This is a genomic window from Acidovorax sp. GW835-FHT14G06 (genome assembly GCF_058793595.1).
In genome coordinates this window covers 71,655-86,059 of record NZ_JBXAGA010000002.1, presented here as the reverse complement: position 1 = coordinate 86,059, position 14,405 = coordinate 71,655, and the positions used below count along the sequence as shown (strand labels likewise).

The window sequence follows — 14,405 nt, the reverse complement described above, 5'->3', positions numbered from 1 at the left end:
CTGCGCTTTCGACCACCATGCCAGCCCCTATCGACACCCCGCGCAAAGCCACTGCCACCAAGGCCGACAAGGAGGTGCTGTTCAAGGGCGTGACCTTGGCTCTCATCGGCCTGGTCATCTTGCTGGCGCCCTATGTGGCGCGCTCCAGCAGCGTGCGCGACCTCATGACCCAGGCGGCGCTGGTGGGCTGGTTTGCGCTGGTGCTGGGCATTGCGTTCGGCGTGCAGTACGGCATGCGCCGCGCCAAGGCCGGGCACCGCAAGCCGTGACGTTGCCGGAGGGGATTGCCCCAGGCCCGGCTTTGGACGGCGCCACGGCGCAAGCCATGTTCACGGCGCTGCAGCAGCGCGCGGCCACTGCGGGCATCACGCTGCGCAACCCCCCACCCGAGCCCACCACCTGCTGCGGCCGGGGCTGCAATGGCTGCGTGTGGGAGGGGTTTCTGGACGCCGCCGAATACTGGCGGCAAGAGGCCCTGCTGCAGCTGCAAGACTGATTTGCAGCCATTTTGGCTGGTAGCGCCAGTGCAATATGCCAAGGCAGCTACCAAATAAATAGCGCACCCATGCCACTCGGCACGGTTCGCACCCTCAGCCGAGCTGCTCCACCGCCATGTACTGCTCGCGCCATTCCTCAAACGGCAGCGTGTCGGCGGCCTCGATCGCCTTTTGCGCGGCAATTGACTCGTCAGCCATCGCCAGGTAGCGCGCCTGCTGCTCGACCGTCCAGGGCAGGGCCAGCAGTGCGTCGCGCGCAGCCATGGACTGCTGGCGCGCAAAGGCCTCAAAGTTGTGCTGGTGCTCACTCGTCATGCTGTCCAGCACGCGGGCCGATGGCGTGCGCTCGGGCGCAGCCATCAGCGCGCGGGCATCGCGCAGTGCGGCGCTGTAGTCGTTGGTGCCATGGGTGGCATCCAGCGCGGCGGCCAAAGGCTCGCAGGCAGCCAGCACTTCGGAGCCCCATTCGGTCAGCGGCACGCTTTGGCCGTTGCGCGACAGGCGCAGGCCGGGCTCGCGGCCCCGCTCTGCGGTGAGGTGCTGGTTCTGCTTGAGTTCGGCAATTTCTGCGGGCGTGTCGGGCGGGCTGTCGGACAGCAGGCAGTGCAGCAAAAACACATCCAGAAGCCGCATGGTGGGCGCGGTGATGCCCACGGGCACAAACGGGTCCAGGTCCATCAGGCGCACTTCGACGTATTCGACCCCGCGCTCGCGCAGCGCGTGCAGCGGGCGTTCGCCCGTGCGCACGGTGCGCTTGGGGCGGATGGTGCCGTAGAACTCGTTTTCGATCTGCAGCAGGCTGGTGCCCAGCTGGTTGTAGTCGCCACCCGGGTTGCGCACGCCCACGGTTTCGTAGGCCGGGTACGGCTTGGTCAGCGCCTCATGCAGCGAATTGGCGTAGCCCGTGAGGCCGTTGTAGCTCACGGCCAGCGTGGCCTGCGCGTCGCTCTGGTAGCCCAGGCGGCCCATGCGCAGCGACGTGGCGTGGGGCAGGTACAGCGCGCTGCCGCCCTCCATGCGCTGCAGTCGGTGCTCACGCCCCTCCACAAAACAGGGGCACAAGGCAGGCGACGCGCCGAACAGGTACAGCAGCACAAACGCGTGGCGGCGGAAGTTGCGGATCAGCGCGAAATATTGCTCGCTGTCCACGCCCGGCAGCGACCAGTTGTAGTGAATGCCCGAGATGGTCTGCATGCGCCGTCCATAGCGGTGGCCCAGGCCCATGCGGTAAACGCTCTTGGCGCGGCCCACGTTGGAGCTGCCGTAGCGGCCAATCGGAATCGTCTCGTCGGTGGGCAGGCCGCAGGGCATGCTGGAGGCCCAGAGCAGCTCGCCACCGCTGTCCTTCAGGGTGTGGTGCACGAACTGGTGCACCTCGGTCAGCTCATCGAGGCACTGCTGCACGCCCTTGTGGGCGCCGGTGATCAGCTCCAGCTGCGACTCGCTGTAGTCCGTGGTGATCAGGGGGTGGGTGAGGGCCGAGCCCAGCGCCAGCGGGTGGGGCGTCAGGGCCAGGCCGCCCGTGGGCAGCACACGCAGCCCTTCCTTTTCGATGCCACGGCGAATTCCCCCCAGGGCGTCCGCCGGGTAGGCGGCCAGTCTCTCGTGCAGTTTGCTCATATGTTTATACCGATCCAACTTCTGTCGGCCCGGAACTTAGCACGTTGAGCGCTGGCCCGCCCACTGGGGTATCAAGCCCTTGCGGCCAAAGCGCGTCCAACCTCATTGGTTCCTTGGGCTGCGCCACTTTGTGGTACCTGCTCGCCAGCGCGCTCCGTCACCTCGGCCAGGCGGGCCGCCAGTTGCTCGGGCACATCGGCGCCGATGCCCAGATGAATACCCTGCGTGAGGGTGATGTGGGCTGCTTCAAACGTACCCGCACCCGCACACAGGATGGTGCGCGTGGGCGCGCTTTCGTGCGCTAGCACCAGCATGGCGGGTACCACGGCCTCGGGCTTCAAGGCGTCCAGCACCTCCTGGGGCATCAGGCCCTCGGTCATGCGCGTGGCGGCCGTGGGGGCCAGGGCGTTCACGTGGATGTTGTACTTGGCGCCCTCGATGGCCAGGGTCTGCATCAGCCCCACCTGGGCCAGCTTGGCCGCACCGTAATTGGCCTGGCCAAAGTTGCCATACAGGCCGGTGGACGAGGTGGTCATGACGATGCGGCCATATTGCTGGGCCGCCATGTGCGGCCACACGGCCTTGCAGCAGTTGGCGGCACCCATCAGGTGCACATCCACCACCAGGCGGAAGTCGTCCATGCTCATCTTGGCGAACGACTTATCCCGCAGGATGCCGGCGTTGTTGACCAGAATGTCCACCCGGCCCCAGGCGTCGATGGCCTGCTGCACCATGGCTTCGACCGCAGCAAAGTCGGTGACCGATGCGCCATTGGCCAGCGCCTCGCCGCCGGCTGCGCGGATCTCATCGACCACGGCCTGCGCCGCACCCACGGTACCGCCGCTGCCGTCTACCGCGCCGCCCAGGTCGTTGACCAGCACCTTGGCGCCGCGCTGGGCCAGCGCCAGTGCATGCTGGCGGCCCAGGCCGCCGCCTGCGCCCGTCACGATGGCCACGCGGCCTTGGAAATCAATACCCATGGTGAAGGTTCTCCTGTTGTCTTGGTCAATCAATCAGTGGAATACAAAAACCTATGGCACCTGCCCGAATGTGCTGGCGCCGCGCGCTGCACTGTAAGCCACAGCGCAGCCCGTGCGGGTTGCACAGGCGACTGGATCCTCCGCCACCGGCCCCCACGCTGGCCGAGCACCGCACACGCCCACACGGCACATTGGGAATAATGGGTGCCTGCACAGGCCCTGAGGTAGGGCCGGCGCAGCCCTCCTGCACTCATTTTTTGATAGCTGTTAGCGCATGTAGCACCGGCGCTATTGCCCATTTTTACCCAAGGATCTCCCATGAAAGCAATCTGGAACGGCGTGGTGGTTGCCGAGAGCGACGACACCGTGGTGGTGGAAGGCAACCACTACTTTCCCGAGAGCGCGCTCCACCGCGACTACTTCACGTTCAGCAACCACAAGACCACCTGCGCCTGGAAAGGCCAGGCCAGCTACCTGTCGCTGCTGGTCAACGGCGAAATGAACACCGACGCCGCCTGGTTTTATGCAGACCCCAAGCCCGAGGCCGCAGAAATCAAGGGCCGTGTGGCGTTCTGGAAGGGTGTGAAGGTCACGGCCTGAACGAGCGTCCCGCCGCGCGGCGGCAGCCCCCGTTCGGGTTATCCCTGCCCGCGCTGGACAATCATGTGGATAAGTTTTGGCAAGTCCTGTATGACAGTGGCAAGTGCTTGATTTACAAGGCAATGCACTGCGTTGCCTCATTTTTAATCAATCCGCAAAATCATGGCATGGGTTATCCCGGCAGGCACTGGACAATGGTGTGGATAACCTTGGATAAGCCTTGTATGACAGGTTTAAGTGGTTGATTTACAAGGGATATCCTTGCACCGCTCAAAAAACAGGCAATTGCGGAACCTCAATCGCCACTTGCAGCCGGCACCCCTTCGAAGCCACCAAACCCCCCGGTTATCCCTGCCTGCACTGGACAATCTTGTGGATAACTGTGAACAAGCCTTGTATGACAGTCTTAAGTCATTGATTTACAAGGACAGTTCTTGTACCGCTGAAAAAACAGGCAGCAGAGGTGGGTAAAGCGTCTGCGGTACAGTCCACGTCGGCCCTTTGCTGGCCGCTCTTTATTTCATAGCTGCCAGCGCATGATGCACTAGCGCTAGCGGCCCAAAACACTCCATATCCCAGTGTCCACCACGCACCTTCAGCACAGCCCGGCCGCAGAGCGCAACCAGGGCCCTATCCTGGCGCAGCTGCTGGCCCTTTTGCCCGCCACCGGCGCCGCACTGGAGATCGCCAGCGGCACGGGCCAGCACGCCGCGCACTTTGCAGCCGCCCTGCCCGGCTGGAGCTGGCAGCCCACCGACCTGCAGGACACCCACTTCGCATCGATCACCGGCTGGGCGGCGCAGGCCGGTGCCCGCAACGTGCAAGCGCCGCAGCGGCTCAACGTGCTGCATGACCGCTGGCCCAGCGAGGGCCCGGCGTTCGGTGCTGCGTCGTTCGACCTGGTCTATTGCGCCAACATGCTGCACATCGCGCCCTGGGCCTGCTGCACCGGGCTGATGCAGGGCGCCGCCCGCCACCTGGCGCCGGGCGGCCACCTGGTCACCTACGGCCCCTACCTGGAAGACGGCGTGCCCACCGCCCCCGGCAACCTGACCTTTGACGCCAGCCTGCGCGCGCAAGACGCCCACTGGGGCATCCGCCGCATCGAAGACGTGGCCGCCGTTGCCGCCCAGGCAGGGCTGCAACTGGCCGCGCGCCATGCGCTCCCCGCCAACAATCTGCTGCTGGTCTGGACGCACGCCGCACGCAATCCCTGAAGAGACACGCCCCATGAGCACATCTACCGCAGCCCCCTTCTTCATCGCCAAGGTCGAGCCCGATGGCACCCAGTGCGATGCGTGGCCCGAACAACCCCTGCTGCTGTCCATGGAGCAAGGTGGCATCGACTGGCCCAGCTCCTGCCGCAACGGCACCTGCCGCACCTGCCTGGGCCAGCTGGTCGAAGGCACGGTGCGCTACGCCATCGAATGGCCGGGCCTCACGGCCGAGGAAAAGGAAGAAGGCTGCGTGCTGCCCTGCGTGGCCTACCCCACATCGGACGTGGTGCTGCAGGGCAGCGCCATCTGATCTGCGTCAGGGGCAACCCCTTTCAGGCACGCGACAAGCCCCGGTGCACTAAAATCCAAGGTTTTTGGGGGCACGATGCCCCTTTGACGTGCGGCAGCGCCGCATCGCATGTTCTTTGGGGCGGTTTCTTGGAGGCACAGCAGTTGCCTTCGGCCACGGGAACCTGTGCTGCAGCACGCCGCCAGCTGGCAACCGCCAGAGGCTCCACAGAAAGCCCCAACCTTCCATGAACACCCCCCTCACCCCCGTGCCGATCTCGCCCGTCGAGGACATCGTGGCCGAGATGCGCGCCGGGCGCATCGTCATCCTGGTGGATGAAGAAGACCGCGAAAACGAAGGCGACCTCGTCCTGGCCGCCGACCATGTGACGCCCGAGGCCATCAACTTCATGGCCCGCTTCGGCCGGGGCCTGATCTGCCTGACGCTCACCCGCGAGCGCTGCGAGTTCCTCAAGCTGCCGCCCATGGCCGCACGCAATGGCACGGTGTACAGCACAGCGTTCACCGTCTCCATCGAAGCCGCCGAGGGCGTGACCACCGGCATCTCGGCCGCCGACCGCGCCCGCACCGTGCAGGTGGCGGTGGACCGCAACGCCAAGCCCACCGACCTGGTGCAGCCCGGCCACATCTTCCCGCTGCAGGCAGTGGACGGCGGCGTGCTGATGCGCGCAGGCCATACTGAAGCCGGTTGCGACCTGGCCGCCATGGCTGGCTGCAGCCCCGCATCGGTGATCTGCGAGATCATGAAGGACGACGGCACCATGGCCCGCCTGCCCGATCTTCAGCTGTTTGCGGCCGAGCATGGCCTCAAGATCGGCACCATCGCCGACCTGATCGAATACCGCAGCCGCAACGAGTCGCTGGTTGAAAAGGTGGGCACACGCACGCTGCAGACGGCGTATGGCCAGTTCACCGCCCACGCGTTCCGCGACAAGCCCAGCCAGGCCGTGCACCTGGCGCTGGTCAAGGGCCAGTGGAGCGCCGACGACGTGGTGCCCGTGCGCGTGCACGAGCCGCTGTCGGTGTTCGATGCGCTGGAGGTCAACCGCTCCATGCACTCCTGGGGGCTGGACACCAGCCTGCAGTACCTGGCCAAACAGGGCCAGGGCGTGGCCGTGCTGCTGAACTGCGGCGAAAGTGCGGACCAGTTGCTGGCGCAATTTGAAGGCACCGCCCGCTCCGCCCAGGCGCCCGAGCGCGGCCGCATGGACCTGCGCACCTATGGCGTGGGTGCGCAGATCCTGCGCGAGTGTGGCGTGCACAAGATGGCCCTGATGGGCCAGCCGCGCCGCATGCCCAGCATGACCGGCTACGGCCTCGAAATCACCGGTTTCATCCCCAAGGAATAAAGAACATGTTTGGCGCAGACAAAGGAACAGCGGACAAGCTGGACGGCAAGAAGCTGCACATCGGCATCGTGCAGGCCCGCTTCAACGAGAGCATCACCAACACCCTGGCCGCCGCCTGCCGCGCAGAGCTGCTGGCCCTGGGCGTCCAAGAAAAACACATCAAGCATGTGCTGGTGCCGGGCGCGCTCGAAGTGCCCGTGGCCTTGCAGGCCATGGCCGAAAGCGACGAGTACGACGCGCTGATCGCGCTGGGCTGCATCATCCGGGGCGAAACCTACCACTTCGAGCTGGTGGCCAACGAATCCGGCGCGGGCGTCACACGCCTGTCGCTGGACTACCAGATCCCGATTGCCAACGCCATCATCACCACCGAAAACCTGGAACAGGCCATTGCCCGCCAGACCGAAAAGGGTGTGGACGCGGCCCGCGTCGCTGTGGAAATGGCCAACCTGCTGGACGCACTGTCATGAGCGAAAACACCCCTACGCCATCGTCGGCACGTCCGCCCAAGCAAACCCGCACCGGCCTCAAAAGCACGGGCACACGCAAGGCCGCCTCCAAGTCCAACCGCAGCCGCGCGCGCGAGTTCGCGCTGCAGGCGCTGTACCAGCACCTGGTGGGCGGCAACGACGCTGCGGCCATCGACGCGTTCACGCGCGACTTGGCGGGCTTTCACAAGGCCGACTCGGCACACTACGACGCACTGCTGCACGGCTGCATCGAGCACGCCGCCAGCATGGATGCACTGATCACCCCGCTGCTGGACCGCAAGATGGCCGAGATCTCGCCCATCGAACACGCCAGCATGTGGATCGGCGTGTACGAGTTCCAGAACTGCCTGGATGTGCCCTGGCGCGTGGTGCTCAACGAATGCATCGAACTCGCCAAGGAGTTTGGTGGTACGGACGGCCACAAGTACGTGAACGCCGTGCTCAACGGCCTGGCCCCCCAACTGCGCGCCGTGGAAGTGGCGGCCGACAAGGCCGCAGGCGCGGGCGCTGCCTGACCTGTCACCGCCCCGCTGCCGCCCTGCCCGTTGAACCGGGGCGGCTTGGTTTCTTTTCTTTCTACGCCCTCACGCCACCACGTCCACAAGGGGCCCGGTCGGGGCAGGATGCCATTCCATGAAGTTTTCCACGCGCGCCGAGCGCATTGAACCGTTTTATGTGATGGAGGTCGCCAAGGCCGCGCAGGCCCTGGCCCGCGAGGTGGCGGGCACGCGCGAACCGATGATCTTCTTGAACATCGGCGAGCCCGACTTCACCGCCCCGCCCCTGGTGCAGGAAGCCGCAGCCCGCGCCGTGCACAACGGCGCCACGCAGTACACCAACGCGCTGGGACTGGATGCGCTGCGCGAGCGCATCAGCGGCTGGTACCAGAGCCGCTTTGGCGTCAACGTGCCTGCGCGCCGCATCGTGGTCACCGCCGGTGCATCGGCCGCGCTGCAGCTGGCGTGCCTGGCGCTCATCGATTCGGGCGACGAAATTTTGATGCCCGACCCGAGCTACCCCTGCAACCGCCACTTTGTGAGCGCCGCAGAAGGCAAGGCCGTGCTGCTGCCCACCACGGCGGCAGAGCGCTACCAGCTGAGCGCCGACAAGGTGCGCGCGGCGTGGAATGAAAAAACGCGCGGCGTGCTGCTGGCCTCGCCCTCCAACCCCACGGGTACTTCGATTGCGCCCGATGAGCTGCGCCGCATCCACGACGTGGTGCGTGCGCACGACGGCATCACGATGATCGACGAGATCTACCTGGGCCTGTCGTACGAGGAAGAGTTTGGCCACACCGCACTGGCCATCGACGACAACATCATCAGCATCAACAGCTTCAGCAAGTACTTCAACATGACCGGCTGGCGCCTGGGCTGGATGGTGGTGCCCGACGCGATGGTGCCGGTGGTCGAGCGCCTGGCGCAGAACCTGTTCATCTGCGCCAGCACCGTGTCGCAACACGCAGCACTGGCCTGCTTCGAGGCCGAAAGCATTGCCGAATACGAACGCCGCCGCGCCGAGTTCAAGGCCCGGCGCGACTTCTTCATCCCCGCGCTGCAGTCGCTGGGCCTGAATGTGCCCGTGATGCCCGACGGTGCGTTCTACGCCTGGGCCGATTGCACGCAGGCCGCGCAGCGCCTGGGTGTGACAGGTAGCTGGGACTTTGCGTTTGAGCTGATGCGCCGCGCGCACATTGCCGTCACGCCGGGTCGAGACTTTGGCACGGCCGAGCCTGAGCGCTTCATCCGCTTTTCGACCGCCAACTCCATGGCGCAACTGCAGGAGTCCGTGGAGCGGCTGCGCAAGCTGCTCGGATGACCAAGGCGAGCGACCCCACGATGGCGTTTGAATTTCCGATCCGGATTTACTGGGAGGACACCGATGCCGGTGGCATCGTGTTCTACGCCAACTACCTCAAATTCTTTGAGCGCGCGCGCACCGAATGGCTGCGCTCGTTGGGTGTGGGCCAACAGCAGTTGCGGGAACAAACCGGCGGCATGTTTGTCGTAACCGACGCGCAGCTGCGCTACCACCGCCCCGCACGGCTGGACGATGAACTGATTGTTACCGCCGCCCTACAGAGCAGTGGCCGCGCATCGTTGACAATAGTGCAGCAGGCGCTCCTGAAACCAGAGCAGATGACCGACCAGCCCCCCACCTTGCTGACCGAAGGCACCATCCGCATCGGATGGGTTGATGCCGCCACCCTGCGCCCCGCCAGAATTCCGAGCACCCTCCTGGAACAACTCACACCATGAATTCCCAAAACATGTCCATCATCTCCCTGGTGCTGCACGCCAGCTGGGTGGTGCAACTCGTGATGCTGCTGCTGCTGGGCGTGTCGGTGGCTAGCTGGGCCGCCATCTTCCGCAAGCTGTTTGCCTTGAAGCGCGTGAAGACTCTGAACGAAGACTTCGAGCGCGAGTTCTGGTCGGGCACCAGCCTGAACGACCTGTACGCCGCCGCCGCGCAAAACGCCAAGCAGGCGGGACCCATGGAGCGCATTTTTGCCAGCGGCATGCGTGAGTACCAGAAACTGCGCGAGCGCCGGATCACCGACCCGGGCACCTTGCTGGACGGCGCGCGCCGCGCCATGCGTGCGAGCTTCCAGCGTGAGATGGATGTGGTCGAGTCGAGCCTTTCGTTCCTGGCCTCGGTCGGCTCCGTATCGCCGTACGTGGGTCTGTTCGGCACCGTGTGGGGCATCATGCACGCCTTCACCGGCTTTGCAGGCATGGAACAGGTCACGCTCGCCACCGTGGCCCCTGGCATTGCCGAGGCGCTGGTCGCCACCGCCATCGGCCTGTTCTCGGCCATCCCGGCCGTGATCGCCTACAACCGCTTTGCGCGCGACATTGACCGCGTGGCCACACACCAGGAGACCTTCATCGAAGAGTTCTCCAACATCCTGCAGCGCAACCTGGGCGCCCAGCCTGCGCCTACGGGCCACACGGCCTCCGGCCACTGATCCGGGAGGCACCCCATGCCCGCCATGGCATCTCGCGGCCGAGGCCGCCGCACCATCAACGAGATCAACATGGTCCCGTTCATCGACGTCATGCTGGTGCTGCTCATCATCTTCATGGTGACGGCGCCCATGCTCACGCCCGGCGTTGTTGATGTGCCCAGCGTGGGCAAGAGCAAGAACATGCCCAAGGTGGTGGCCCAGGTCATCGTCAACAAGGACGGCACGCTGCAGTTCAAAACCCCCGAAGCCACGCGCAGCCTGAACCAGCGCGAGATCGGCGACGCCGCCAGCCGCTGGCAAAAGAGCCAAGGGCCCGAGAGTGCCGTAGTCATCAGCGCCGACAAAGGCGTGCAGTACGAAACCGTGGTGAAGGCGATGGATGCCCTGCAGAAAGCAGGCGTGCAACGCGTAGGCCTGTCGGTCAAGCAAGGCGGTTGAACCGAACCCGCCCGGCACCGCTCAGACGCCCATGCACGCCCACTCCGACCGCGACCAGTTTGCCCCGCCCCGCCCACCGGCACGCCTGCGCGCCATCACGCTGGCGGTGCTGGTGCATGCGGTGCTGATCGGCGCGTTGACCTGGGGTGTGAACTGGAAGAACACGGCCGACCAGCCCGCAGTGGAGGCCGAGCTGTGGGCCGCCGTGCCCACACAGGCCGCGCCGCGCGCCGTGGAGCCCCCACCGCCCCCGCCACCGCCTCCGGTACAGCAAGTCACCCCTCCCCCGCCCCCCGCGCCCCCTGTGCGTGCTGCCGAGCCGCCCGACACACGCGAGGCGGACATCGCCATAGAGCGCGAGAAAAAGCGCCTGGAGCAGGAAAAGAAAGCCCGCGAGCAACAGCAGCTGCGCGAAAAGCGCGAGCGTGAGCGCAAGGAAGAAGAACGCCGCGACCGCCTGGAGCAGGAGAAAAAAGAGCGTCTGCAAAAAGAACGCGACAAAGAAAAGGAACAGCGCGAAAAGCAGCTGGCCGAGCAGAAAAAGGCTGAGCAGGACAAGCAGAAGAAGCTGGCCGAAGACAAACGCAAGGCCGACGAGGCCGCCAAGCGCAAGGCAGAAACCGAGGCCAAGCAACTGGCTGAACAGCGTGAGGCCAACCTGCGCCGCATCCAGGGCATGGCCGGGGCCACAGGGGGCGAGAACGCCACGGGCACTGCGCAGCGCAGCGCGGGCCCCTCGGGCAGCTACGGCGGCAAGGTGGCGGCCAAGGTCAAACCCAACATCGTGTACCCGGACGCGATCTCGGGCAACCCGCGCGCCGAGGTCGAAGTGCGGCTGTCGCCCGACGGCACCATCGTGGGCAAGCGCCTGGTGCAGTCCAGCGGCAACAAGGCCTGGGACGACGCGGTGCTGCGGGCCCTGGACAAGACCGAGACGCTGCCGCGCGATGTGGACGGTCGCGTGCCACCCTCCCTCACCATCGGCTTCAGGCCTCAAGACTGAGCTGGACTCCGAGCCCCGGCAAGGGCTTGCCCTGCTGCGGTGGGCCCTTGCCTCGTTGCTGATGCGCTCAGGGAGTCCACGCAGCAGCGGCGTTTACCGCCTGCGCCTGAAGCCTCGTGGCAGTTTGCCCTGACACGCTGGACTGGGCCGTGCCCTGCGAACTCCCAAAAGCAAAGCGCCCGGCAGAACCGGGCGCCCTTTTTAGAGTTATACGACTGTAGCGCTAGTGGAATATGCGCCGCAAGCTATACATTCAATAGCAAATCGAAAACATCAATCAGCGGTCGCGACGCTCCATGCGACGGTTCAGGTTCAGCGCGCCCAGCGTGCAGGCCACGCCCGACAGCAGGTACACCGTCACCGCCAGCAGGCCAAACTGCGACGACAGATACAGGGCCACCAGCGGTGCGAAGGCTGCGCCAATGATCCAGGCCAGGTCGGCTGACAGGGCGGCGCCGGTGTAGCGGTACTGCGGCGAGAAATTGGCCGTGACCGTGCCCGATGCCTGGCCATACGACAGGCCCAGCAGCACGAAGCCCAGCAGCAGGAACATGGTGCTGCCCACTTCGCCAGTGTTGAGCAGTACGGGCGCCATGAAGCTGAACACGCCAATCAGCACGGCCATGCCGCCCAGCAGCTTGCGGCGACCCAGGTGGTCTGACAGCCAGCCCGACACCATGATGGCGCCCGCCGCGAGGAACGCGCCGACGATCTGCACGCCCAGGATCTGGGTAACGGGCTGGTCGGAGTACAGCGTGATCCACGACAGCGGAAACACCGTGACCAGGTGGAACAGTGCAAAGCTGGCCAGCGCCGCAAAAGCGCCCAGCAGCACGTTGCTGCCTTCGTCACGCATGACGCGGCTCACAGGTACGGGCTGCAGCTCGCGGTCCTTGAGCAGTTCGGAGTACGACTGCCCCACCACCAGGCGCAGGCGCGCAAACAGGGCCACCACGTTCACGGCAAAAGCCACAAAAAACGGATAACGCCAGCCCCAGGCCAGAAACTCTTGCACTGTGAGGCTGCTGTACAGGTAGGCAAACAGGCCCGCAGCCAGCACAAAGCCCAGTGGCGCGCCCAACTGGCCAATCATGGCGTACCAGCCACGGCGCTCCTTGGGAGCCGACATGGCCAGCAGCGAAGGCAGGCCGTCCCACGAGCCACCGAGCGCGAGCCCCTGACCCACTCGCAGGATCAGCAGGGCCACGATGGCTGCGGTGCCCACATCCTTGTAGCCAGGCAAAAACGCCATGCCCACCGTGCAGACGCCCAGCACGAACAGCGCAATGGTCAGCTTGGTGCCCCGCCCCCAGCGCCGCTGGATGGCCATGGAGATGGCGGTGCCCACCGGGCGAACCACGAAGGCGACGGCCAGCAGCGCGAACGCCATCAGTGTGCCGTCCAGACGGGACAGGAAGGGAAAAAGGAAGGACGGGAAGACAAGAACGCAGGCGATCCCGAAAACGAAGAAGTCGAAATACTCGGACGAGCGCCCGATGATCACGCCCACAGCGATTTCGCTGGGGGTGACGTCTTCATGCGTATCAGCCCGCGAGAGAGAGGCGGCACTTTCTTGAAAACCGGCCGCAGGGTAAGTGGCAGTGGCGGGGCTGCTCATGAACATGGCTCCTTGACGTTGTTAGCTAACTAAGACCACTCCGTTCTACACGCAACGCTGGCAGGCCACAAGTGCGGTTTCACTATGCCGGCTGCAGGAAATGTCCTTCAAAGCCCCAATTGCACCAATTTGGTGCAATTTCCATCCGTGCGTTTGACCTTGGACAAAATGTCCAATCGACAAAAAAGCTAGCGCTAGTACATTCGCACACATCCCGTTATCCGCGTTTACCCTGAAACGCATTGATCGCGCAATACACATGCTCAAACTTCCCCAACTTCGTGGGCCCACCTGGCTGCTCGCTCTGGCAGCCCTGGGCAGCTTGGCAGGCTGCAGCAAGGCTGTCGTGCTCAACCCTGCCGGTGACGTCGCTGCCCAGCAGGGCCAGATGGTCATCACCGCCACGCTGCTGATGCTGATCATCATCGTGCCCGTGATCGCGCTCACCCTGCTGTTTGCCTGGAAATACCGCCAGGGCAACACCGAGGCCGAGTACGACCCGGAATGGCACCACTCCACCACGCTGGAACTGGTGATCTGGACCGTGCCCTTGCTGATCATCATCGCCCTGGGCGCCATCACCTGGATCGGCACCCACAAGCTCGACCCCTACCGCCCCCTGGACCGCATCGACGCACAGCGCGCCGTCCCCGCCGACGTGAAGCCGCTCGAAGTGCAGGTGGTGGCCATGGACTGGAAATGGCTGTTCTTCTACCCCGAGCAAGGCATCGCCACCGTGAATGAAGTGGCAGCGCCGGTGGACCGCCCCATCCTGTTCAAGCTGACGGCCACGTCCACCATGAACGCGTTTTATGTGCCAGACCTTGCCGGCATGATCTACGCCATGCCCGGCATGCAGACCGAGTTGAACGCGGTGATCAACAGGCCCGGCGTGTTCAAGGGCATGTCTTCGCACTACAGCGGCGCAGGCTTCTCGGGCATGACGTTCAAGTTCCATGGCCTGAGCAACGATGAATTTGCGCAGTGGGTGCAAAAAGCCAAGACCGAAGGCAAGCCCTTGGACAAGGGCACCTACCTGAACCTGGTCAAGCCCAGCGAACGCGATCCGGTACAGCGCTTTGCCTCGGTGGAAGAAGGCCTGTATGACAAGGTGCTGAACCGCTGCGTCGAAGACGGAAAGATGTGCATGCACCACATGATGGCCGTTGACGCCCTGGGTGGCGACGCCTACGTGCGCGCTGCAGGGCTGAACCTGCCCCAGGACGTCTGCACCGTGCAAAACGCCTCTCAGGTTGTGGCAGCACTCGAAACCCGCAACGCACCGGCACCAACGTCTGGCGCCAGCATCCGTTAA

17 protein-coding genes are annotated in these 14,405 nt (G+C 64.9%); 14 read left to right on the top strand and 3 right to left on the bottom strand.

Going from position 1 to position 14,405, the window contains the following annotated elements; genetic code table 11:
- Positions 1-17: 17 nt before the first annotated feature.
- Entirely contained in the window at positions 18-269 is a 252-nt protein-coding gene (locus tag AC1Q64_RS02830) for a hypothetical protein (RefSeq protein WP_291438163.1), read from the top strand.
- 56 nt (positions 270-325) lie between these two features.
- Positions 326-496, top strand: coding sequence for an oxidoreductase-like domain-containing protein (locus AC1Q64_RS02825; protein WP_492250677.1), 171 nt, complete (start codon positions 326-328; stop codon positions 494-496).
- A gap of 94 nt (positions 497-590) precedes the next feature.
- On the opposite strand, the gene gshA is transcribed toward AC1Q64_RS02825, so the two are convergent.
- The gene (gene gshA, locus AC1Q64_RS02820) at positions 591-2,117 is read right to left on the bottom strand and encodes a glutamate--cysteine ligase (RefSeq protein WP_492250377.1); all 1,527 of its coding nucleotides are present in this window, start codon (positions 2,115-2,117) and stop codon (positions 591-593) included.
- 71 nt (positions 2,118-2,188) lie between these two features.
- Positions 2,189-3,097, bottom strand: coding sequence for an SDR family oxidoreductase (locus AC1Q64_RS02815; RefSeq protein WP_492250376.1), 909 nt, complete (start codon positions 3,095-3,097; stop codon positions 2,189-2,191).
- Positions 3,098-3,415: 318 nt separating this feature from the next.
- Between AC1Q64_RS02815 and AC1Q64_RS02810 the strand changes: the two genes are divergently transcribed.
- The 11 genes from AC1Q64_RS02810 (at position 3,416) to tolA (ending at position 11,472) form a co-directional block, all read left to right on the top strand.
- On the top strand, positions 3,416-3,697 hold the full coding sequence (locus tag AC1Q64_RS02810) for a DUF427 domain-containing protein (RefSeq protein WP_056064826.1): 282 nt from the start codon (positions 3,416-3,418) through the stop codon (positions 3,695-3,697).
- Positions 3,698-4,275: 578 nt separating this feature from the next.
- The gene (locus tag AC1Q64_RS02805; protein WP_291438160.1) at positions 4,276-4,914 is read left to right on the top strand and encodes a DUF938 domain-containing protein; all 639 of its coding nucleotides are present in this window, start codon (positions 4,276-4,278) and stop codon (positions 4,912-4,914) included.
- Between the two features lie 13 nt (positions 4,915-4,927).
- Complete coding sequence (locus AC1Q64_RS02800; RefSeq protein WP_492250375.1) at positions 4,928-5,224, top strand: 2Fe-2S iron-sulfur cluster-binding protein; 297 nt, start codon at positions 4,928-4,930, stop codon at positions 5,222-5,224.
- A 226-nt stretch (positions 5,225-5,450) separates the two neighbouring features.
- Positions 5,451-6,572, top strand: a complete 1,122-nt coding sequence (ribBA, locus tag AC1Q64_RS02795; protein WP_492250374.1) for a bifunctional 3,4-dihydroxy-2-butanone-4-phosphate synthase/GTP cyclohydrolase II — start codon at positions 5,451-5,453, stop codon at positions 6,570-6,572.
- Between the two features lie 5 nt (positions 6,573-6,577).
- Positions 6,578-7,042, top strand: coding sequence for a 6,7-dimethyl-8-ribityllumazine synthase (gene ribH / locus AC1Q64_RS02790; protein WP_492250373.1), 465 nt, complete (start codon positions 6,578-6,580; stop codon positions 7,040-7,042).
- Positions 7,039-7,578, top strand: a complete 540-nt coding sequence (gene nusB, locus AC1Q64_RS02785) for a transcription antitermination factor NusB (RefSeq protein ID WP_492250372.1) — start codon at positions 7,039-7,041, stop codon at positions 7,576-7,578. The genes ribH and nusB overlap by 4 nt, the downstream gene beginning before the upstream one ends.
- A gap of 118 nt (positions 7,579-7,696) precedes the next feature.
- A complete protein-coding gene (locus tag AC1Q64_RS02780; protein WP_492250371.1) occupies positions 7,697-8,881 on the top strand; it encodes a pyridoxal phosphate-dependent aminotransferase in 1,185 nt (394 codons plus the stop codon).
- A 20-nt stretch (positions 8,882-8,901) separates the two neighbouring features.
- On the top strand, positions 8,902-9,321 hold the full coding sequence (gene ybgC, locus AC1Q64_RS02775; protein WP_056065182.1) for a tol-pal system-associated acyl-CoA thioesterase: 420 nt from the start codon (positions 8,902-8,904) through the stop codon (positions 9,319-9,321).
- Entirely contained in the window at positions 9,318-10,031 is a 714-nt protein-coding gene (tolQ, locus tag AC1Q64_RS02770; protein ID WP_291438154.1) for a protein TolQ, read from the top strand. Before ybgC ends, tolQ begins: the two co-directional genes overlap by 4 nt.
- Positions 10,032-10,046: 15 nt before the next feature.
- The gene (locus AC1Q64_RS02765) at positions 10,047-10,469 is read left to right on the top strand and encodes an ExbD/TolR family protein (RefSeq protein ID WP_291438153.1); all 423 of its coding nucleotides are present in this window, start codon (positions 10,047-10,049) and stop codon (positions 10,467-10,469) included.
- 31 nt (positions 10,470-10,500) lie between these two features.
- On the top strand, positions 10,501-11,472 hold the full coding sequence (tolA, locus tag AC1Q64_RS02760; RefSeq protein WP_492250370.1) for a cell envelope integrity protein TolA: 972 nt from the start codon (positions 10,501-10,503) through the stop codon (positions 11,470-11,472).
- Between the two features lie 277 nt (positions 11,473-11,749).
- Here tolA and AC1Q64_RS02755 read toward each other — a convergent pair whose 3' ends face one another.
- Positions 11,750-13,090: an MFS transporter gene (locus AC1Q64_RS02755; protein WP_274114426.1), complete on the bottom strand. Its 1,341-nt coding sequence runs from the start codon at positions 13,088-13,090 to the stop codon at positions 11,750-11,752.
- 259 nt (positions 13,091-13,349) lie between these two features.
- Between AC1Q64_RS02755 and cyoA the strand changes: the two genes are divergently transcribed.
- Positions 13,350-14,405: a ubiquinol oxidase subunit II gene (gene cyoA / locus AC1Q64_RS02750; protein ID WP_492250369.1), complete on the top strand. Its 1,056-nt coding sequence runs from the start codon at positions 13,350-13,352 to the stop codon at positions 14,403-14,405.